The sequence below is a fragment of the Novacetimonas cocois genome (genome assembly GCF_003311635.1).
GTDB classification, from domain to species: domain Bacteria; phylum Pseudomonadota; class Alphaproteobacteria; order Acetobacterales; family Acetobacteraceae; genus Novacetimonas; species Novacetimonas cocois.
Window position 1 is genome coordinate 24,412 of record NZ_QEXL01000019.1, and the last position, 18,135, is coordinate 42,546.

General features: G+C 63.6%; 17 protein-coding genes. 11 read left to right on the forward strand and 6 right to left on the reverse strand.

What is annotated here, in order from left to right; genetic code table 11:
- Window positions 1-2: 2 nt before the first annotated feature.
- Complete coding sequence (locus NJLHNGOC_RS13195; protein ID WP_113596781.1) at window positions 3-1,475, reverse strand: cryptochrome/photolyase family protein; 1,473 nt, start codon at window positions 1,473-1,475, stop codon at window positions 3-5.
- A 97-nt stretch (window positions 1,476-1,572) separates the two neighbouring features.
- On the opposite strand from NJLHNGOC_RS13195, the gene NJLHNGOC_RS13200 reads away from it, so the two are divergent.
- Window positions 1,573-1,920, forward strand: coding sequence for a DUF3147 family protein (locus tag NJLHNGOC_RS13200; RefSeq protein ID WP_110531247.1), 348 nt, complete (start codon window positions 1,573-1,575; stop codon window positions 1,918-1,920).
- 223 nt (window positions 1,921-2,143) lie between these two features.
- Here the strand turns inward: NJLHNGOC_RS13200 and NJLHNGOC_RS16415 are convergent, their stop codons facing one another.
- Window positions 2,144-2,479, reverse strand: a complete 336-nt coding sequence (locus NJLHNGOC_RS16415) for a hypothetical protein (RefSeq protein WP_408890922.1) — start codon at window positions 2,477-2,479, stop codon at window positions 2,144-2,146.
- A gap of 289 nt (window positions 2,480-2,768) precedes the next feature.
- On the opposite strand from NJLHNGOC_RS16415, the gene NJLHNGOC_RS13210 reads away from it, so the two are divergent.
- The 4 genes from NJLHNGOC_RS13210 to NJLHNGOC_RS13225 all read left to right on the forward strand — a co-directional run bounded on the left by NJLHNGOC_RS13210 (window position 2,769) and on the right by NJLHNGOC_RS13225 (window position 5,842).
- A complete protein-coding gene (locus tag NJLHNGOC_RS13210) occupies window positions 2,769-3,125 on the forward strand; it encodes a YidB family protein (RefSeq protein WP_113596782.1) in 357 nt (118 codons plus the stop codon).
- A gap of 117 nt (window positions 3,126-3,242) precedes the next feature.
- Window positions 3,243-4,004, forward strand: coding sequence for an SDR family NAD(P)-dependent oxidoreductase (locus NJLHNGOC_RS13215; protein ID WP_113596808.1), 762 nt, complete (start codon window positions 3,243-3,245; stop codon window positions 4,002-4,004).
- A 169-nt stretch (window positions 4,005-4,173) separates the two neighbouring features.
- A complete protein-coding gene (locus NJLHNGOC_RS13220; protein WP_113596783.1) occupies window positions 4,174-4,509 on the forward strand; it encodes an antibiotic biosynthesis monooxygenase family protein in 336 nt (111 codons plus the stop codon).
- Between the two features lie 115 nt (window positions 4,510-4,624).
- Complete coding sequence (locus tag NJLHNGOC_RS13225; protein WP_113596809.1) at window positions 4,625-5,842, forward strand: SMP-30/gluconolactonase/LRE family protein; 1,218 nt, start codon at window positions 4,625-4,627, stop codon at window positions 5,840-5,842.
- 173 nt (window positions 5,843-6,015) lie between these two features.
- Here NJLHNGOC_RS13225 and fumC read toward each other — a convergent pair whose 3' ends face one another.
- Both fumC and NJLHNGOC_RS13235 read right to left on the reverse strand, forming a co-directional pair.
- Window positions 6,016-7,464 (reverse strand): class II fumarate hydratase, encoded by a 1,449-nt coding sequence (fumC, locus tag NJLHNGOC_RS13230; RefSeq protein ID WP_110559125.1) that lies wholly within the window; start codon window positions 7,462-7,464, stop codon window positions 6,016-6,018.
- A 103-nt stretch (window positions 7,465-7,567) separates the two neighbouring features.
- Window positions 7,568-9,925, reverse strand: coding sequence for a TonB-dependent receptor (locus NJLHNGOC_RS13235; protein ID WP_113596784.1), 2,358 nt, complete (start codon window positions 9,923-9,925; stop codon window positions 7,568-7,570).
- Window positions 9,926-10,432: 507 nt separating this feature from the next.
- Here NJLHNGOC_RS13235 and NJLHNGOC_RS13240 point away from each other — a divergent pair.
- The 4 genes from NJLHNGOC_RS13240 (at window position 10,433) to NJLHNGOC_RS13250 (ending at window position 14,702) form a co-directional block, all read left to right on the forward strand.
- Complete coding sequence (locus NJLHNGOC_RS13240; protein WP_239021534.1) at window positions 10,433-12,004, forward strand: carbohydrate porin; 1,572 nt, start codon at window positions 10,433-10,435, stop codon at window positions 12,002-12,004.
- A 252-nt stretch (window positions 12,005-12,256) separates the two neighbouring features.
- Window positions 12,257-12,445, forward strand: coding sequence for a hypothetical protein (locus NJLHNGOC_RS15750; RefSeq protein WP_133258752.1), 189 nt, complete (start codon window positions 12,257-12,259; stop codon window positions 12,443-12,445).
- A 353-nt stretch (window positions 12,446-12,798) separates the two neighbouring features.
- Window positions 12,799-13,332 carry a DUF1269 domain-containing protein gene (locus tag NJLHNGOC_RS13245; RefSeq protein WP_110559130.1) on the forward strand — a complete coding sequence of 178 codons (534 nt, stop codon included), beginning with the start codon at window positions 12,799-12,801 and terminating at the stop codon, window positions 13,330-13,332.
- Between the two features lie 224 nt (window positions 13,333-13,556).
- On the forward strand, window positions 13,557-14,702 hold the full coding sequence (locus tag NJLHNGOC_RS13250; protein ID WP_113596811.1) for an SMP-30/gluconolactonase/LRE family protein: 1,146 nt from the start codon (window positions 13,557-13,559) through the stop codon (window positions 14,700-14,702).
- Window positions 14,703-14,811: 109 nt separating this feature from the next.
- Here the strand turns inward: NJLHNGOC_RS13250 and NJLHNGOC_RS13255 are convergent, their stop codons facing one another.
- Entirely contained in the window at window positions 14,812-15,021 is a 210-nt protein-coding gene (locus NJLHNGOC_RS13255) for a hypothetical protein (RefSeq protein ID WP_133258753.1), read from the reverse strand.
- Window positions 15,022-15,073: 52 nt separating this feature from the next.
- Window positions 15,074-15,514 (reverse strand): Rrf2 family transcriptional regulator, encoded by a 441-nt coding sequence (locus tag NJLHNGOC_RS13260; protein ID WP_113596786.1) that lies wholly within the window; start codon window positions 15,512-15,514, stop codon window positions 15,074-15,076.
- A 460-nt stretch (window positions 15,515-15,974) separates the two neighbouring features.
- On the opposite strand from NJLHNGOC_RS13260, the gene NJLHNGOC_RS13265 reads away from it, so the two are divergent.
- Together NJLHNGOC_RS13265 and NJLHNGOC_RS13270 are read left to right on the forward strand one after the other, a co-directional pair.
- Window positions 15,975-16,772, forward strand: a complete 798-nt coding sequence (locus NJLHNGOC_RS13265) for a deaminated glutathione amidase (protein WP_113596787.1) — start codon at window positions 15,975-15,977, stop codon at window positions 16,770-16,772.
- A gap of 94 nt (window positions 16,773-16,866) precedes the next feature.
- Window positions 16,867-18,132 (forward strand): 3-phosphoshikimate 1-carboxyvinyltransferase, encoded by a 1,266-nt coding sequence (locus tag NJLHNGOC_RS13270; protein ID WP_113596812.1) that lies wholly within the window; start codon window positions 16,867-16,869, stop codon window positions 18,130-18,132.
- The last annotated feature ends 3 nt before the right edge of the window (window positions 18,133-18,135 follow it).

An 18,135-nucleotide genomic window follows, 5' to 3' on the forward strand; every position in this document is an offset into this window, starting at 1 on the left:
CCTTACGTCGCACCGGACAGGCCGCGCCATGCCGAAAGGGCACGCGCCCGGCCTTCGTCCAGCCCGACAATCGGGGCCGGATATCCGCGCGGTGCCTCCGCCGGGCCGCAGGTCCACGGACAATGGATGCGCGATGCGGGCAGATGCGCCAGTTCCGGCACCCATCGCCGCACATACGTGCCATCGGGATCGAATTTCTTCCCCTGCAGGACAGGATTGAACACGCGGAAATAGGGCGCGGCATCCACACCGCATCCGGCGACCCACTGCCAGTTGACGACATTGCTGGCGATGTCGGCATCCACCAGCGTATCGCGAAACCAGCCTTCCCCCACGCGCCAGTCCATCAGCAGGTGCTTCGTCAGGAAAGACGCCACGATCATGCGGACGCGGTTATGCATCCACCCCGTCTGCCACAGCTGCCGCATGCCCGCATCCACGATGGGATACCCCGTGCGTCCCTGCTGCCACGCACGCAGGTCGCGCGCATCGTCGCGCCACGGCATGGCGTCGAATTCCGTCCGAAAATTGCTGCGCACCAGTTCCGGCTGCTCATAAAGCAGCGACACCGCGAAATCCCGCCAACCCAGTTCGGCAAGGAATTTCGCGTGATCCTCCGTCCCCGCCGCGCCGTCGCCATCACACACCGCCGCATGCCACACCTGCCGGGGCGAGACATGGCCAAAATGCAGGGCGGGCGACAGCAGCGATGTCGCCGGCAGGTCCGGCCTGTCGCGCGCGGTGGCGTATCCCGCCATGTCGTCATGCACGAATTCATGCAGCCGCGCACGCGCCGCAGCCTCGCCCGGGTGCCATGTCGCGCGCAGGCCCGCGGCCCAGTCCGGCGCGACCGGCAAAAGGCCGAGCGCATCGATCCCCACGCATTCCGCCCGCCAGCCATCGGGCGTGCCGGCGCCCGCGATCTGCCCTGGCGCCGGCAGGGGCGGTGGCGGGTCCCCCATCGCACGCGCGGCGCGCCACCATGCGGTATAGACCCGGAACGCATCGCCCGCGCGGGTGCGGACCGTCCAGGGTTCATGCATGACGCTGGCGGCAAAGCTGCGCGCGGCAACGCCATCCTGTTTCAGGGCCGCCTTGATCGTGGTGTCGGTTTCACGCCCCTGCGGATCGTAACGCCGGTTCCATACCACCTGCGCCGCATGTGCCTGTTGCGCAAGGCGCGGGACAAGGACCGTCGCATCCCCGCGCACGACATGCAGCGTCGCCCCCATGCGCGACAGGTCATCGCGCAGGGCGCACAACCCCCCATGAAGCCACCATTGCGCCGCGCCGGACGGGGCCGTGCGCGGATCATGCACGAACAGGCACAGGACCGGCGCCCCCGACGACGCCACGGCATGCGACAGGGCCGGATGATCGGCCAGCCGCAGGTCATCGCGAAACCAGACGATGACCGGCGCGGCACCGGACGCGGAGGCAGAAACCGAAGCGGGGGACGAAGACGATGGGGGCATATCTGTTCCAGACTGATGGCGGGCCCCCTGATGTGCTATACCGCCATGAACCGTTGCAAGCGAAACCTTCCCCTCACTGAATGAACGTCACACCTGAATGTTCTTTATCATCAAGACCGTCCTGTCTGGACTTATCATCGCCCTCGTCTCAACCATCGCCCGGCGCTATCCGGCGTTCGGGGCGCTTGTGGCCTCCCTCCCGCTGATTTCGGTGTTCGGGATGCTGTGGCTGTGGGCGGAAACGAAGGATCCGGTACGCATGGAAACCCATGTGGAGGCCACGTTCTGGTACGTGATCCCTTCCCTGCCGATGTTCCTGCTGATCCCGTACCTGATGCGCCACGGCGTCGGCTTTTACCCGGCCCTGCTGGCGGGATGCGTGCTGACGGCAGCGCTTTACCTGCTCATGACATGGTGCGCGGCACGCATGGGCATCAACCTGTGACCGCATCCGCCCGATCGTATGTAAAGACGGTATGAAAATAAGTTATTTATAAATGCCGATAAAAGTTTTGGGGTGTCGCCTTTTTTTCGGAAAGGTGACGTCTTCATGAAGCTTTTTGCAAAAAGCTTCACCAAAAACTCTTATTATTTTTTATCAACGGATTATTTTCAAACGGCCTCTTCACATCTTTTCAGACAAAAGACCCTGCCAGAACGTCCGGCAGTTACCGCGCTGGCGGGCTGGGCGCGGGATCGGACGTGGTGCTGCGCGTTTCCTGTGGCGCGGGCGTCCGGTCGGCGGCATTGTCGGGTTCTTCGAACATGGCGCGGCATTTCGGGGACAGCTTGTCGAGCTTGCTTTCAAGACATTCCTCCATCAGCTGTTCATTGGGAATGTCCATGAAACACAGCCGGAAGACGTCCTTCTTGCAGGCCGAGGTCTGGTCCTCCCGCCCGGCGGCATGGGCCAGAGGCAACTGCGTCATTCCCCCGACCATCGCGACGGCCGCGCATGCCATTATGCGCAGGGCGTGTGGTCCGGTCCGGTAATGACGCAACATTTCTCGATCCTCCATCATGCTGGATGGGCATGGGTGCCAGACGACATCTGGACACGACCCATCGTCAGTGGCCATCAGTGGCGCGTGGAATCGCGCGCCCTGAAAACTCCCCCGACAGGCGGAAGTCCGGGGATAAGGGCTGTCGCCGTAACGCGCCACGCATTGACAAGTTGCGCCATTATTACGGAAAACCCTAGGAAAAATCATCATTTATCTGTGATGATACGGATCGCCGCCTGCCTGCGTTGAGGACGGACACCCTGACACGACACCGAAAAGGAGAAGTCTCATGGCAAACGATACCACAACGCGGATGGGCGATGCGGCAGGCAAGGTTGCGGACGTCCTGACGGGCGCGAAAACCGATACGTCGGGCCTGATGAGCGCGATGATCGAATATATGGGCGCCCCGCGCAGCCCCGGCCGCCGCACCGTGCATGAACGCGCCCGCGACGCGGGGCTGGAACCGATGGTGCAGAAGTGGGAGGACGGAACATCCCCCGCCCCTGTCGGCGAAGACGTGGTGACGCGGCTGCTGCCGGCCGACGTCATCGACCATTTCTCCCGCCAGACGGGGCTGTCGCGCACGGCGACCATCGCGGGACTTGGCGATCTGCTGCCGCACATGTCGCGCCTTGATGGCTGAACGCCGCGCGGCGAACTGCATGGGGGAAGGTGGGATGCGCGCCGCCCCCTTGCGCGGGCGATGGATTGACGCGACCGTATGCGTCATCCGAAACCCCGACGCACAAAGGACGCGATCATGACCCCCGAGGAGACCCCCGCCAACGCCACAGGCAGCGTCATCGTCACGGGCGGCAGCCGTGGCATCGGCCACGCCATATGCCAGCTTCTGGCGCGCGAGGGGTACCGCGTGGCAATCAATTACAGTCACAGCGCCGCCCCGGCGGAGGACTTGGCCCGCCAGATCCGCGCAAGTGGCGGCCATGCGGTGGCCATCGCGGCAAACGTCGCCGACCCCGCGCAGATCACCCCCCTGTTCGACCGCGCGGTGGCGGAACTCGGCCCCATAACGGGGGTGGTCAACAATGCGGGCGTCACCGGCACCAAGGTCCGGGTGGATGAACAGACTGCCGAAACCCTCGACGCGCTGTTCGACATCAACGTGCGCGGCAGCATGCTGGTGGCGGGCGAGGCGGTGCGCCGCATGTCCACCCGTCATGGCGGGCACGGCGGCAGCATCGTCAACCTGTCCTCCGTCGCGGCGCGTCTGGGCGGACTGCCGGGGCTGGTGCCCTATGCCGCGACCAAGGCGGCGATCGAGACATTTACCCGTGGCCTTGCCAACGAGGTCGCGCGCGAGGGCGTGCGCGTCAACGCCGTCGCCCCCGGCCTGACGGCCACCGACATGGTCCCCCCCGAAACCGAGGCCCTGGTGGACAGGGTCGTGCCGATGGGCCGCACGGGCCGCCCCGACGAAATCGCGCAGGCGGTGCTGTTCCTGCTTTCGCCCGCATCGTCCTACATGACCGGCAGCGTCATGACGGTTTCGGGCGGGCGCTGACAGCGCTGCCTGAAGGCAATACCTTGATAAGGAACAACAAAGGTTTCCGGGGGCCGCCTTTTTTCGGCAAAGGTGACGCTCTTTGAAGCTTTTTGCAAAAAGCTTCACAAAAAACTTTTATGATTTCAGTATGTTATTTGGATTACCTGCAACAGGAGATCAGCGTCGCATGTATATCGCCATGAACCGTTTCCGCATTCCCCCCGAAAACGAGGAAGCGTTCCGCGAACGCTGGCTGGGACGCGAGGTCCATCTGCATACGGTGCCCGGCTTCATCAGTTTCCAGCTGCTGGCCGGTCCGCGGCACGACGATCACATTCTTTATGCCTCCCACACGGTGTGGCAGTCCCGGGCCGCGTTCGAAAACTGGACCCGGTCGGACGAATTCCGCGCAGCCCATGCCAGCGCAGGCACGAAAAAGCCGCTGATGCTTGGCCCGCCCGTCTTTGAAGGGTTCGACGTGGTGCAGAACATTGTCGCCCGCATGCCCGAGGGCGAGGTCTGATCCCAACCGTCCGGCCCGTCACGTTTGCGCAGGCTGGACGGATTGTTACGTTTCCATGCCGGATGACATATTTTATGATCGCCCCGTTCGCGGGGCCACGGGCTCCACCTTTCATATGATGCCGGAGTCCGCTGCCATGCCCCCAGCCCCCCTTTCCCGTCGCGAAATCATCATGGGCGGCGTCATGGCGGGGGTCGGCATGGCCACAACTGGCACACGCGCCCGCGCCGCCGCCCCGCTGGCGCAGCCACCCAGCGTCGTCAGCATCCCGGCGCGCCAGTGGGGACCGGATGCGCCGCCCCCCTACCTGCCGGATCCGGACATCATCGCGATCGATCCGTGCTTCAGCAATCTTGTCTATGGCAACGCCAACCTGCGGCTTGCATGGCGCGGCGGCGACTGGCTGGAGGGACCGGCATGGAGCACGGAGGGACGCTTTTTACTGCTGAGTGACACGATCCGCGCGCGGCAGTACCGCTATCTGTGGGAAACGGGCACGGTTTCGGTCTTCCGTCCCTATTCCTATAACAGCAACGGCAATACCTTCGACGCCGAAGGTCGCCTCATCAGTTGCGAACATGGCATGCGCCGGGTCGTGCGGTGGGAACATGACGGGTCATGTTCCGTGCTGGCCGACCGGTACCATGACGCGCCGCTCAATTCCCCCAATGACGTGGTGGTCCATCCCGATGGCAGCATCTGGTTCACCGATCCCGGCTATGGCGACACCATTGTGGAGGGACATCCCGACGCGCCCGGCGGGCGGGCCAACCGCATGGGCCGCGAACGCTGGACGGAAGATGGGGAAATCGTGGCCCAGTACGCAGGCCACGCACGACAGGACGACCATGTTTTCCGCATTGACCCGCACAGCGGCGAACTCCGCGCCGTCCTGACGCAACAGCAGCTGGCGGGCCCGAACGGGCTGTGTTTTTCACCCGACGGGACGATCCTTTACGTCATCTCCAGCGGGCCGGGACCGGGACAGGACGGTCCCGGCGGGGACCAGCGCATCCATGCCTTTGACCTGCATGACGGGGAACTGCGCAACGGACGGGTATTCGCGGACATGATGCTGGATGGACACCAGATGGGGCCGGACGGCATGCGCGCCGACATCTTTGGCAACCTGTGGTGTGGCGCGGGCGGCCCGCTGGGCCTGTGCGGGGTCGTGGTCTACAGCCCCGCGGGACGCATGATCGGGCGGCTGCGCCTGCCGCGCGCGGTGTCGAACCTGACCTTTGGCGGGCCAAAGCGCGATACGCTGTTCATGTGCGCTGCAGACGCGCTGTTCACGCTGGTGGTCAATACGCAGGGCGCGGGCCTGTCCTGACCCCGCGCCCTGAAACCGTAAGGAAATTTTTGGTGAAGCTTTTTTAAAAGCTTCAAAAGAATACCGCCTTTTTGAAAAAAGGCGGCACCCAAAAACTTTTATTGTTTTCAACAGATGGTTTGCAAAGGGCAATGCCCTTTGCCGGGTTTCAGGGCAGCGCCCTGACCTTCTGCCTATGCGCCCCCGACGCCATGTCCCACCATCGCCATCGGGTTGACCAGTCGGTCAAATGTCGGCCCGTCCACCAGTCCCGACGCCAGCGCGGCCTCGCGCAGTGTGATGTCCTGTTCCATCGCCCGATGCGCGATGGCGGAGGCATTGTCATAGCCGATTTCGGGGCTGAGCGCGGTGACCAGCATGACGGAGCCTTCGACATACTGGCGGATGCGCTTGAGGTTCAGGCGCGTCCCCTCAACCGAGAAGACACGGAAATTGTGGCAGCCATCGGCAAGGATGCGGATCGCGTGGATCACGTTGGCGACGATCACCGGGCGCATCACGTTGAGGTCAAGCTGCCCCTGGCTGCCGGCGAAGGCGACGGTGGCGTCATTGCCCATCACCTGCGTGCAGATCATGACCATTGCCTCGCACTGGGTCGGGTTGACCTTGCCGGGCATGATGGAGGAACCGGGTTCGTTTTCCGGCAGGTGAAGCTCACCCAGCCCGCAGCGCGGCCCGGAGCCGAGCCAGCGCATGTCATTGGCGATCTTCATCAGCGCGACCGCCACTCCGCGCAGGGCGGCGGACACGCGCACCATGGCGTCCAGCCCGCCAAGGGCTGCGAACTTGTTGGGTGCGGTGACGAATTTCCGTCCCGTCAGGGCGGCGATGCGTTCGGCGATGGCGCGGCTGAATCCCGGCGGCGCGTTCAGGCCCGTGCCGACTGCCGTCCCGCCCGCCGCCAGCTGCAGCACGCCGCCACGCGCGGCCTTGACCGCATCCAGCGCATCCTCCAGCTGACAGGCCCAGCCGGACCATTCCTGCCCCACCGTCAGCGGCACCGCGTCCTGCAGGTGGGTGCGCCCGATCTTGACCACGTCATGCCATTCCTCTGCCTTGGCACGCAGGGCGGCGATCAGTTCCTCCACGCGCGGCATCAGCCGGTCGTCGATTTCCAGCAGGGTCGCGACATGCATCGCGGTGGGAAAGGAATCGTTGCTCGACTGTCCCATGTTCACGTCATCATTGGGATGGACCGGCGTCTTGGACCCCAGCACACCCCCCAGAAGCTGGATCGCGCGGTTGGCGATCACCTCGTTGACGTTCATGTTGGTCTGCGTGCCCGAACCCGTCTGCCATACGAACAGGGGAAATTCGGAATCCAGCGCGCCGCTGGCGACCTCGTCCGCCGCGCGGCAGATGGCATCGGCCTTCCATTGCGGCAGGCGTCCATCGGCGGCGTTCACCTGGGCCGCCGCCTTCTTGACGATGCCATAGGCATGGCAGACCTCGATGGGCATGTGGTCGCGGCCGATGGAAAAATGCACCAGGCTGCGCTGCGTCTGCGCGCCCCAGTAATGATCGGCGGGGACGTCGATGTCGCCCATCGAATCGCGTTCGCGACGCAGGCCGGTGGCCTTGATGCCGATGGGACAGTCGGTCAGTTTCGGCGGCTGGGTCATGGGTGGCGTTCCTTCCTGTGGTTTTCAGGAAATATGGGAACGCCCCATGCCGTATGCGCCCCCGCGCGCCATCACAAGCCGGTGCGCGGGGAAAAACAGCGGATCAGAAATCTGCTTCCAGCGTGAAGTGATAGGCACGCGGCATGCCGGCATAGGCGGCGCTGGTGCCCGCCGCCGTCACGGCCGTGCCTTCGGCCGTGCCGTTATAGACCGACGACCAGTACCGTTCATTCGCCACGTTGGTCACGCCGAAACGGGCCATCCACGGATGTTTCGCGGCACGGAACGGATAACGCACGCCCATGTCCAGCGTCACATAGGACCCGGCATAGGTGGAATTGTAGACGTCCGCCGCGCGGCGGCCCGTGTAATGGACGTTCGCGTTGACCGCCAGCCCGTTCAGCGCGAAGCCCTGCGCGAAGGGAATGCGGTAATCCATCAGCATGTTGGCCTGCAGCGGGGCGACGCCCACGGCTTCCTTGTTGGAGGTCGCGGCCGTCCCGGTATTCAGCACCTCCGCATCGATCCACGTCATGCCGCCGATGACGGACAGGCGGGGCGTGATATGGCCCATGACCTGGAATTCGACACCATAGTTACGCTGGGTGCCATAGTTGCCATAGATATCCGTCTTGGGATCGATGAAGGAATAGCTGCGCGTCGCGCGGAAGCCCGCCACGTTGAACTGGACGTTGCGATACATGTACTTGTAGCCGACCTCGAACTCCTCGCTGCGGACGGGGGAGGTGAACTGGTTGTCGTTCAGCGCGCCCGCCGACACCGACGTGCCCGCCTGCAGCGAACGGCCATAGGTGAAATAGGCCGTCTGGTTTTCCGTCGGCTTGTACACAAGGCTGGCGGTCGGGCTGAACGCCGCGTCCACGTCGGGCGCATGCTTGGTCGCGCCCTTGGTCAGGTGCGTGGTCGTGACGGTATAGCCATCAATGTCCGAAGTGGTCGGCTTGCCCGCGATCGTCCCGGTCGTATCCTCGTCCAGCCAGCTCCACGCCAGCGTGCCGCTTGCCGACCAGTGTTTGTTGAAATGCACCGTATCGCCAAGGATCATCGACTGGTAACGTACGTACTGCGACTCATACTTGCCATGGTAATAGGGCTGCGGCACGTTGCGGCCCACCGGGTTGTAGAGCGAGGCCGACGTGATGTCCGTATAGCTCTGCCCGCTCAGCGGGTTGTAGCCGCCTTCCATGTAGCCGTTGGTGCCGATCACGAGGTCATGCGCGATGAAGCCGGTATGCACATGCCCGTTGATATAGGCCATGTTACTGCCGACCTTGAAATCGTTGACCGTGGTGGCGGCCGACATGGCCTGCTTGTAATCGCCCTTGTTGTCGATCAGGGTATCTGCCGCCTCGAACACCTGACGGCCGGAATCCTGGTACAGCCCGCCGATGACGAAGCTCCAGTTATCGTTGATCCGGTGTTTCAGCTTGGCAAGGAACACGTTGTTTTCGGAATTGAAGCCCGCATTGTCCTGCCCCATGTGCGGCTTGCCCAGGTCGGGGGCCGTCGGCAGTGCGTGGCCGGCAAGGTTGATGCCCGCGGGCATGCCGCGTTCGTCGAACGTGTAATGGCTGGCATCGATTTCCAGAACCGTGTCACGGTCGATATGGATGTCGAAATCCGCGCTGACGAGGTTACGGCGGATCCAGCTGTCCTGCACGTACGACGTGCCGTCGCCATGCAGCAGGTTGATGCGGTAGCCGAACCAGCCATGCTTGCCGATGCGTCCCGACGAATCGACATTTTCCATCAGCGTGCCGATGGAATCCACGCCCACCGCCAGACGGTTGATCCGTTCGTCGGTCGGGCGCTTCAGCCCGTATTCGAACGTGCCCGCCGGGTTCTGCGGTCCATACAGCGCGCCCGCCAGCCCGTTGAGGACCTGCACGTTGTCGAACTGTTCCGCGGCATAGGGGGTGACGGTAAAGGCGTTCAGCCCGTCGATGCGGCTGTTGGAAATGACGTCGGCCTCGAACCCGCGTGACTGCGGGCGGCTGGTGCCGGGATCGGCGCGGGTTTCAAGCTGGACCGACGGCATGTACTGCATCAGGTCGTTGACGTTGCGCGCCTGCTGGTTGACGATCACGTCGTGCGGGACGGTCATGATCGACATTGGCGTGTCAAGCGTGCGCCGCGTGCCCAGCGGGCCGAGGTTCGCCATCTTCTTGTTATAATTGGCCGCGGCACCCGACGCCATGCGCCGGTGGCCGATCACCGTCATGTCCTCCGCGTTGGTGGAGGCAACGGCGTTCTGCGTCGCGGTGGGCTGCGCGGGGGCATTGTCGTGCGCCGCCTTCGTCGTGGTGGCGGACGTATTTCCCTTGGACGACACGTCGGAAGTTCCCGACGCGGGGGCGGCGGCCATGGCCGGCACGCCCAGCGGCGACAGGCCCAACCCCGCCGAAACAACATAAATCGCCGTCCTTTTAACCGGGCACATGCCGCTACCTTAAATTATGATTGAAAGATGTTCTGCCGTATATAATCGCGATTGCGAGATGTCTATGTCCGTTTGTATATACATGTCACTTTTCTGCACGGGGACGGATGATCCATCCTGCAGTGGGAAATTGAATTTCATCAGCCGTATCAAACGTTTCTTTCTATTGTTCGGTATTACCTTCCATCGGTTCCGGAACCACAAACCGTTGCAGTAAAGACACACGGTTTTCCGATCGCCCGTTCAATCACAACTTCGCGCACAGAGGCGATTTTGCTTCCACATAGTACAAAGCCGCCTTCATGGTTGACGAACACCCCGCCAAACAGTCAAAAGTGCCCGCAGGCGGCCCATTCATGTCGTTATAAGCCCCAAAAGGCGTTCTGTTTTACACCTGCAGTTCCATTTCCATTTGCCCGGTCATCCTGACGCATGACCGTTCGATGATACCGGGGGTCATCATTTCATATGCATGCCACGCCAAAGCCATTTCCATTTTTCCGTGACATGTTTCGCAACATATCCGCCCCCATCGCAAAGGGGACGGGGTCCAGGCGCGATGTCGCCGCGCTGGGCCTGATATGCGCGGGCGCGATCGCCATACCGTGGCCATCGGCAAAGGCGCGGGCCGGCACGGCAGGCAGCGTGTGGGACGTCCCCCCCGCCGCCCAGGTGCGCGCGCCAGCCACCACCGCCACGCCCACCATGACCACCGCCGCCGCCCCATCCGCCGACGCAACGGCGTCCGGGACCCCGGGCGGGTATGATCCCGATGCCTGGTGGGGGCTGCGCCGGTATTTTCCCACCAGCTACCAGTCATGGATCCATCAGGACACCATGACGGGCGACTGGGGCGGGATACGCAGCCGCCTTGCGGCCAAGGGCGTCGATATCTCGGGCCATTACCTTGAGGATTCGTCAGGCAACCCGGTGGGCGGCAAGGCACAGGGTGTCAGGTACGCGCATGAATTCGGCATCGGCGTCGACATCAATTTCAAGAAGCTGACGGGCCACGACATCGGCATCCTGCACGGGCTGATTACCGAGCGCGCGGGCCTTGGCCTCAGTTCCTCCATCCTGCCGGCGCTGGATTCGGTGCAGCAGATTTTCGGTTCGGGCGAGACGGTGCGCCTGACGCGCCTGTCGCTGGAACGGCATTTCACCCGGTATGTCGATATGGAAGCGGGCTGGGTGAACACCGAAAACGACTTTGCCCAGTCCACCAAGCACTGGGGCATGTCCATCTACTGCCAGTTCCAGACCAACGCCATCTGCGGCATGCCGCAGTCGCTGGCGATGAACTCCGGCTATGGCTGGTATCCCACGGCGCATCCGGGGGCGTATCTGAAGCTGTATCCGCTGGGGGATGAACGGCTGCTGGTGTCGGCGGGGGTGTATAACGTCGACAACACCATTTCCAACACCCATAACGGGTTCAAGCTGGGCCTGGATGACAGCACCGGCACCTATCTGCCGTGGCAGCTGGGCTGGCATAACGGCGGCACCGACGAACATGGCATCCTGCCGGGCAACATACAGATCGGCGGATACTGGGACACGTCGGAGGTCAAGAACGTCATCGCCTCGCACATTGCCACGTTCGAACCCGCCAACGTGGTCCTGACGGACCTGCCGCAGAATTCCATCCGTGGCCGTTACGGTGGCTGGGTCGAGGCCGACCAGATGGTCCAGCGCGACGCGCCCGGCAGTTCGTGCGGCACCGTCATCTTCGGCAGCTTCATCTGGGGCGACCCGCGCACGGCGTTCGCGCCGTATTTCGCGACATGGGGCATCATCCGCAAGGGCACGTTCGCCAACCGTCCCAACGATACCGTCAGCGTCGGCGGCAAGTTCCTGGTGGTCAACCCCAAGCTGACGGACTATGCCCGCGAGCTTCAGTCGCAGGGGCAGGACGCCTACAAGCCGTCGCAGGAAAATGCCTTCGAACTCAACTATGGCTGGCGGGCGACGCCGTGGGCCACCATCCGTCCGGGCCTGCAGTACCTGTGGCATCCGGGGGGCACCAACCGTTACCGCAACGCCTTCATCCTCGATTTCGAAACCGCGCTCGTTTTCTGAAAAGCCACCCCTGCCGTGGCCCGATGACGCCGGGGCCGGATGACGCGGGTCGCAACCCCGCGCGTGTCCGCACGTTTGGGCGACAGACCCATGCCGGAACAGACCGCGTGCCGGAATCGCGCGCCTGCAATCGCCCCGCGCCAGTCGCGCCCCGCCCATCACGCGTCCCGGCCCATGCGGCAAAGAACCGACAGGCCGCCATCCCCCGGCCAAGGGGCGCGGATGCCGCCGCCACGCAACCAAGGAACAGCCATGCCTGCCCGTCACCTCATGCTCTGTCTGCCATGCCTTGCCATGCTGGCCGCATGCACGCAGCCTGACCCCCGTATTCCGCCCGACAGGGCAAATCCGTCCGCATCCCCCCTGTCCAACACGGGACAGCAATCCACCCGGCAGGGCGGCCTGAGCGACGGCGGATACGATCAGGGCATGCCGAACTGACGTCGTATCCCGCCTGTCGGTCCGTGGGGGACCTTTAAAAGATTGGTCGGGAATCAAGTACTGATGGAAATAACCAACGTTTCCGGGTGCTGACGTTTTTTCAGCAAGGCAGCGTTCTTCGAAGCTTTTTGCAAAAAGCTTCACCAAAAACTTCTTTATGATTGCCGGATATTCCGGGGCGATTTTTCAAACGGGTTCCGAGGGTGGCGTGGCCGGTCACATGCGGAAAGGAAGACCTGCATCCAGACGGGGGCTCCCATTCTAAAAAATGTCACGGGGTCTTGAGGTTATACAGTAGTGTTACAACATTGCATCCATTGGATGTCCGTATGCAATGACAAGGAAAAACCTTTATGTCCGACCTGATTGTCATAGGCTTTGACGCGATTGACGAAGCCACCGCCGCCCTGACGGAATGCAAGGCGCTGGAAAAGGAATACCTGCTCGACCTCGAGGACGCCGTGGTGGTCGTCCGTGACGCCGCAGGCAAGATCCATCTGCAGCAGAGCGTGAACCTGGAAAAGGTTGGCGCGTCCTATGGCCTGTTTTCCGGCGGGTTCTGGGGTGCGCTGGTGGGGCTTCTGTTCCTCAACCCGCTCGCGGGATTTGTCGCGGGCAGCGTCGTCGGCGCGGGCGCGGGCGCGCTGGCGGGGTCGATGACGGATTACGGCATTGATGACAAGTTCATCAAGTCGCTGGGCGCTACGATCCCGGTCAACACCTCCGCCCTGTTCGTTCTGGTGCGCAAGTCGCAGCCGGAAAAGGTGCTGGCCGACCTGAAGCAGTTCAAGGGCCATGCCCGCGTGCTGCAGACCTCCCTGTCGCCCGAGGACGAGGCAAAGCTGCGCGCCGCCCTTGGCGATGCGGCCAAGACCGCCACGGCCTGATCACACCCTGACCTGCATGATGGCGGCCCCGGCGGGGTCGCCTGACGACGCCAGGGTGCATCTGTCGCGCCCCGGCGTCGATACCGGGCCCGTATCACCGTGACGTGATGGCCCTGCATGCGCCCGATGACCTTTGCGCGCACATCGTTGATGAAGACGCGGCGCACGGGATGATAGGATGTCTTGTGGTCCAAGACCGTCCGCATCCCGCCCGAGGAAACCGCATGCGCCTGTTCAGATCCCCGTTCAGATTCCCCCCCATCGGTGGCCGGACCCTTCTTCCCGCGCTTGCGGGCGCGTCCCTGTTCCTGTCTGGCCTGACGACGGCCGGGGCCGCGACGCCCCCGCTGCAGACCGCCTATACGTCGCAGCGCGTGATGAACGCGGTCAGCGTATCGGATGACGGGCGCGTCTTTGTCTCGTTCCCCTATTGGGGCGGGGGCGACACGCCGGGTCCCGCGGTGGCCGAACTGGACCATGACGGTTCGCCCCGTCCCTACCCGGATGAAAAATGGAACGACTGGGCCCGCACGCATGACAGCGACCATGCCTTCGTGCGCGTCAACGCCATCCGTTTCGGCCCGGATGGCAGGCTGTGGGTCGTGGATTCAGGCGAGGCCAATGTGGGCGGCAGCCCCAACCCGCCAGAAGGCGCAAAGGCCAAGCTGGTGGTCATCAACATCGCAACGGGACAGGTGGAGCGCACCATCAGCCTTGCCGCCGCCAGCACGCCCCACACCTATATCGATGATCTGCGCTTCCACGGTTCCACCCTGTTCCTGACGGATGCAGGCGATCCGGGGCTGGTGGTGGTGGACATGAAGACCGGGCAGCAGCGCCGCGTGCTGGAACATGCGCGCTCCACCACCGATGAACGCCCGATGTATGCGGAGGGGCACCTGCTGATCAGCAACGGCAGGCCCGCGCGCGTCCATGCCGATCAGCTGGAGGTCTCCCCCGACGGCACGAAGCTGTATTTCCAGCCCAGTTCCGGGCCGATGTGGGTTGCCCCCACCGCCGCGCTGGAGGATGCGGGCCTGTCGCCCGACGCGCTGGAGAAGCAGGTCCGCTTCTTTTACGACACGCCGACCACCGGCGGCACGGCCATCGACGGGGATGGCAACCTGTATGTGTCCGATACCAACCGCCTGCGCATCCTGCGCATCACGCCCGCCGGACAGGCCACGACGCTGGTGGCGGACCGGCGTCTGGTCTGGGCCGATGCCATGTGGATCGCCCATGACGGGTCATTGTGGATCCCGGCGGTCCAGCTGAACCGGACGGCGACATTCGAACGCGACGGCAAATCACACCTGCAACTGCCGGTCGCGATCTATCGCATGGACCTGCACCTCAGACCCGTGCGCTAGGTGCGGATATGAATGCAGGCGCGCAGCGGGCGTATCCGGTTGCGATACGACGCCTGAGACAAATGCCGGTCTCTTTCCGATTAATCATTCCTATTTTTACCTGATGAATTCAGGCAAAACCCTTGGATAATATCTGAAACCAATTTTCTGATGAAAAAGTAACAAAAGTTTTTGGGTGCCGCCTTTTTTCAAAAAGGCGGTGTCTTTCAAAGCTTTTTTCAAAAAGCTTCACCAAAAACTTTTTATTTTTCAGCAGATTGTTTTCAGACGGCCTTCTGCGCCCGAAACCCGCCATCCAACCGGCGGCAACTGCCAGCATCCGGATATCGCAAAGAATCCCCGCCTGAACGGAACGGGGAAATGGGAACGCCCTATGAGGGCACCATCACCGCAACGCCTGACGCCCCGTAAGACGCCGCGCCACCGCTGACGTTTCGGGCGGCGGTCCCCGCGATATCGGACAGGGAGTAATCGTTCAGCGCCGCCATGAACGCGGCGTGGGCAAGGTCGAACATTTCCGTAAATGCAGGCTGATGGGCGGGCGCGGGATGCACGCGCACGGCCTCGATACTGCGGATGACATCGCCGACCCTGACCCACGCGGGATCATGACGCAGGCGCAGCCCGTCGCTTCCGTCGGAGGAACGCTCGATCAGGCCACAACGGTCGAGGTCATGCACAATGCCCGCAACCTCGTCGGCGGTCAGTCCGCACATGTCCGATATGTCCCGCGCGGAGGCGCAGCCGCTGGAATGCTGCGTCATGCAGATGAGGAATTTCACGGCCTGATCGGTGTGTAGGGAAAGCTGCATCTACTTTTGCATCTCGCACGCAATGACTGAGCCCATGACGCATAACGTCAGAGGTTTCATTTTTACATAAAATCTGCAACCAGACAACACATTAGACCAGTCTCTTATGGCCCGCGCCGCCCCGTCGCGCCCAGGGATGAACAACGGGTAACGTCACAACAGGGCAGGATTGAGGCAGCACGGACGCCCCATGAGACCGGATGCGTTTCATGTCGGCAGAATGGTAAAATACGCGTGACATGCCCCCGCCGCCATGCCGCATCGGCGACACCATCCCGGCAATGCCCCGCAGGGCGGGAAATGTCCCTTCCGGTCTCGCCGTCCCTGCCGGCAATCCGCGGACGGGGGCGTGAAAATGGCACAATCATTGGTCAAAGCCCGCGCGCGATGGTAATATCGCCGCCCGAATGTCGCCCCCTGCCCCATCAGAGATGGAAAGCCGCCCGATGAAAGTTGCCCGATGAAAGTCGCCCTGGGCCAGTTTGCTGTCGCCCCACGATGGGAAGACAACCTGTCACGTATCGTGGACCTGATGCGCGCGGCCGGGGATGAGCAGGCGGCCCTGCTGGTCCTGCCCGAAGGCATGCTGGCGCACGACATCGCGGACCCGGACATCATCGCCCGCACGGCGCAGCCCCTGTCGGGGCCGTTCGTCTCCGCCCTGCTGGAGGCCAGCCGCGCGCAGCCGGGACTGGCCATCGCGGGATGCCTGCATGTGCCCGACGGGGCGGGACGCCACCACAACACGCTGCTGGTCATCAGCAATGGCGCGATCATCGCCCGATACCGCAAGCTGCACCTGTATGACGCATTTTCCATACAGGAATCGCGCAACGTCACGCCGGGGGCCGAGGTACCGCCCGTGATCGCCATCGGCGGGTTCAGGGTGGGGCTGATGACCTGTTACGACGTGCGCTTTCCCGAACTGGCGCGCAGGCTGGTCCTTGACGGGGCGGAGGTCCTGGTCATGCCCGCCGCATGGGTGCGCGGACCGGCCAAGGAAGATCACTGGCGGGTGCTGGTCACGGCGCGGGCACTGGAAAACACCTGCTACATGGTTGCGGTCAGCGAGTGCGGGCCGCGCAACATCGGGTGCAGCATGGTGGTCGATCCCCTCGGCGTGCCGATCGTGCAGGCGGGGGAGGCACCGAACCTCGTCTTTGCCACCGTGTCGCGCGACCGCCTCGAACATGCGCGCAGGGTGCTGCCGGTCCTTGCCAACCGCCGCTTTGCCCGGCCGGAACTTCAGCCCGACTGAACGTTCGCACCGTTCCCTGTCCCGCCATACGTCCCCGCCCCCGGTGGCCGGGGGCGCCATTGCCCTACCCCTGCTGACGGAAGACCAGCCTTTCATGAACGCCCCCCTCCAGTCCCTAAGCATTGAACCCATCACCGCGCCGCTGAAGGGGAAGGTGGTCCTGCCAGGCTCCAAATCCGTGACCAACCGCGTGCTGCTGCTTGCGGGACTGGCGCGGGGGACGTCGCGGCTGACGGGCGCGCTGAAAAGCGATGATACGCTGTACATGGCGCAGGCCCTGCGGCAGATGGGCGTCAGCGTGGAACAGCCCGACGCGACCAGCTTCATCGTGCGTTCCACCGGGGCGCTGCAGGCCCCCGACGCGCCGCTGTTCCTGGGCAATGCGGGAACGGCGGTCCGTTTCCTGACCGCCGCCAGCGCGCTGGTGCGCGGCACCGTGGTGGTGGGTGGCGACGCCAACATGGCACGGCGTCCCATCGCCCCGCTGGTCGCCGCCCTGCAACGGCTGGGAATCGACGCCACCGCGCCCAGCGGCTGCCCGCCCGTCACCATCCACGGTACCGGCCTGCTGGATGGCGGGGAAGTGGAAATCGACGCCAGCCTGTCGAGCCAGTACGTCTCCGCCCTGCTGATGATGGCGGGATGCAGCCGCAGGCCCGTGCGCATCAGCCTGTCGGGTCCCCATATCGGGGCACAGGGCTATATCGGCCTGACGATCGCGGCGATGAAGGCCTTTGGCGCCAGTGTCGCCAGCACGGATGACACGTCATGGACCGTCGCGCCCGGCGGGTACACGGCCACCGATTTCCGGATCGAACCCGATGCCTCCGCCGCGACCTATCTGTGGGCGGCGCAGGCCCTGTCGGGCGGCGATATCGATATCGGATTTCCCATCGCAGATTTCACCCAACCCGATGCCGCCGCATGGCGCGTGATCCGGTCCTTTCCCCACATGCCCGCCGTCATCGATGGTTCGCAGATGCAGGACGCCATCCCCACGCTGGCGGTCATGGCGATGTTCAACGCAACGCCCGTGCGCTTTGTCGGGATTGCCAACCTGCGGGTCAAGGAATGCGACCGCACGCACGCGCTGGCGACCCAGATGCAGCGCATCAACCCCGGATATGCGCGCGAAGAGGGCGATGACCTCCTCGTCTTTCCTGATCCCGATCCCTCCGCCACCGCGAAAAACGTGCGGATCGAAACCTATGACGATCACCGCATCGCCATGTCCTTCGCCCTTGCCGCGCTGAAAATCCCGGGCCTGTCGATCCTCAATCCCGGATGCGTGGCCAAGACCTTTCCGGCGTACTGGGACACGCTGCGGGCACTGGGGGTGCGGATCCACCCCGGCGACTGAGGG

Coding starts and splice junctions, on each gene's coding strand:
- NJLHNGOC_RS13195 (WP_113596781.1), bottom strand. CDS start 1,475: ATGCCCCCATCGTCTTCGTCCCCCGCTTCGGTTTCTGCCTCCGCGTCC.
- NJLHNGOC_RS13200 (WP_110531247.1), top strand. CDS start 1,573: ATGTTCTTTATCATCAAGACCGTCCTGTCTGGACTTATCATCGCCCTC.
- NJLHNGOC_RS16415 (WP_408890922.1), bottom strand. CDS start 2,479: ATGTTGCGTCATTACCGGACCGGACCACACGCCCTGCGCATAATGGCA.
- NJLHNGOC_RS13210 (WP_113596782.1), top strand. CDS start 2,769: ATGGCAAACGATACCACAACGCGGATGGGCGATGCGGCAGGCAAGGTT.
- NJLHNGOC_RS13215 (WP_113596808.1), top strand. CDS start 3,243: ATGACCCCCGAGGAGACCCCCGCCAACGCCACAGGCAGCGTCATCGTC.
- NJLHNGOC_RS13220 (WP_113596783.1), top strand. CDS start 4,174: ATGTATATCGCCATGAACCGTTTCCGCATTCCCCCCGAAAACGAGGAA.
- NJLHNGOC_RS13225 (WP_113596809.1), top strand. CDS start 4,625: ATGATGCCGGAGTCCGCTGCCATGCCCCCAGCCCCCCTTTCCCGTCGC.
- fumC (WP_110559125.1), bottom strand. CDS start 7,464: ATGACCCAGCCGCCGAAACTGACCGACTGTCCCATCGGCATCAAGGCC.
- NJLHNGOC_RS13235 (WP_113596784.1), bottom strand. CDS start 9,925: ATGTGCCCGGTTAAAAGGACGGCGATTTATGTTGTTTCGGCGGGGTTG.
- NJLHNGOC_RS13240 (WP_239021534.1), top strand. CDS start 10,433: ATGTTTCGCAACATATCCGCCCCCATCGCAAAGGGGACGGGGTCCAGG.
- NJLHNGOC_RS15750 (WP_133258752.1), top strand. CDS start 12,257: ATGCCTGCCCGTCACCTCATGCTCTGTCTGCCATGCCTTGCCATGCTG.
- NJLHNGOC_RS13245 (WP_110559130.1), top strand. CDS start 12,799: ATGTCCGACCTGATTGTCATAGGCTTTGACGCGATTGACGAAGCCACC.
- NJLHNGOC_RS13250 (WP_113596811.1), top strand. CDS start 13,557: ATGCGCCTGTTCAGATCCCCGTTCAGATTCCCCCCCATCGGTGGCCGG.
- NJLHNGOC_RS13255 (WP_133258753.1), bottom strand. CDS start 15,021: ATGCTGGCAGTTGCCGCCGGTTGGATGGCGGGTTTCGGGCGCAGAAGG.
- NJLHNGOC_RS13260 (WP_113596786.1), bottom strand. CDS start 15,514: ATGCAGCTTTCCCTACACACCGATCAGGCCGTGAAATTCCTCATCTGC.
- NJLHNGOC_RS13265 (WP_113596787.1), top strand. CDS start 15,975: ATGAAAGTCGCCCTGGGCCAGTTTGCTGTCGCCCCACGATGGGAAGAC.
- NJLHNGOC_RS13270 (WP_113596812.1), top strand. CDS start 16,867: ATGAACGCCCCCCTCCAGTCCCTAAGCATTGAACCCATCACCGCGCCG.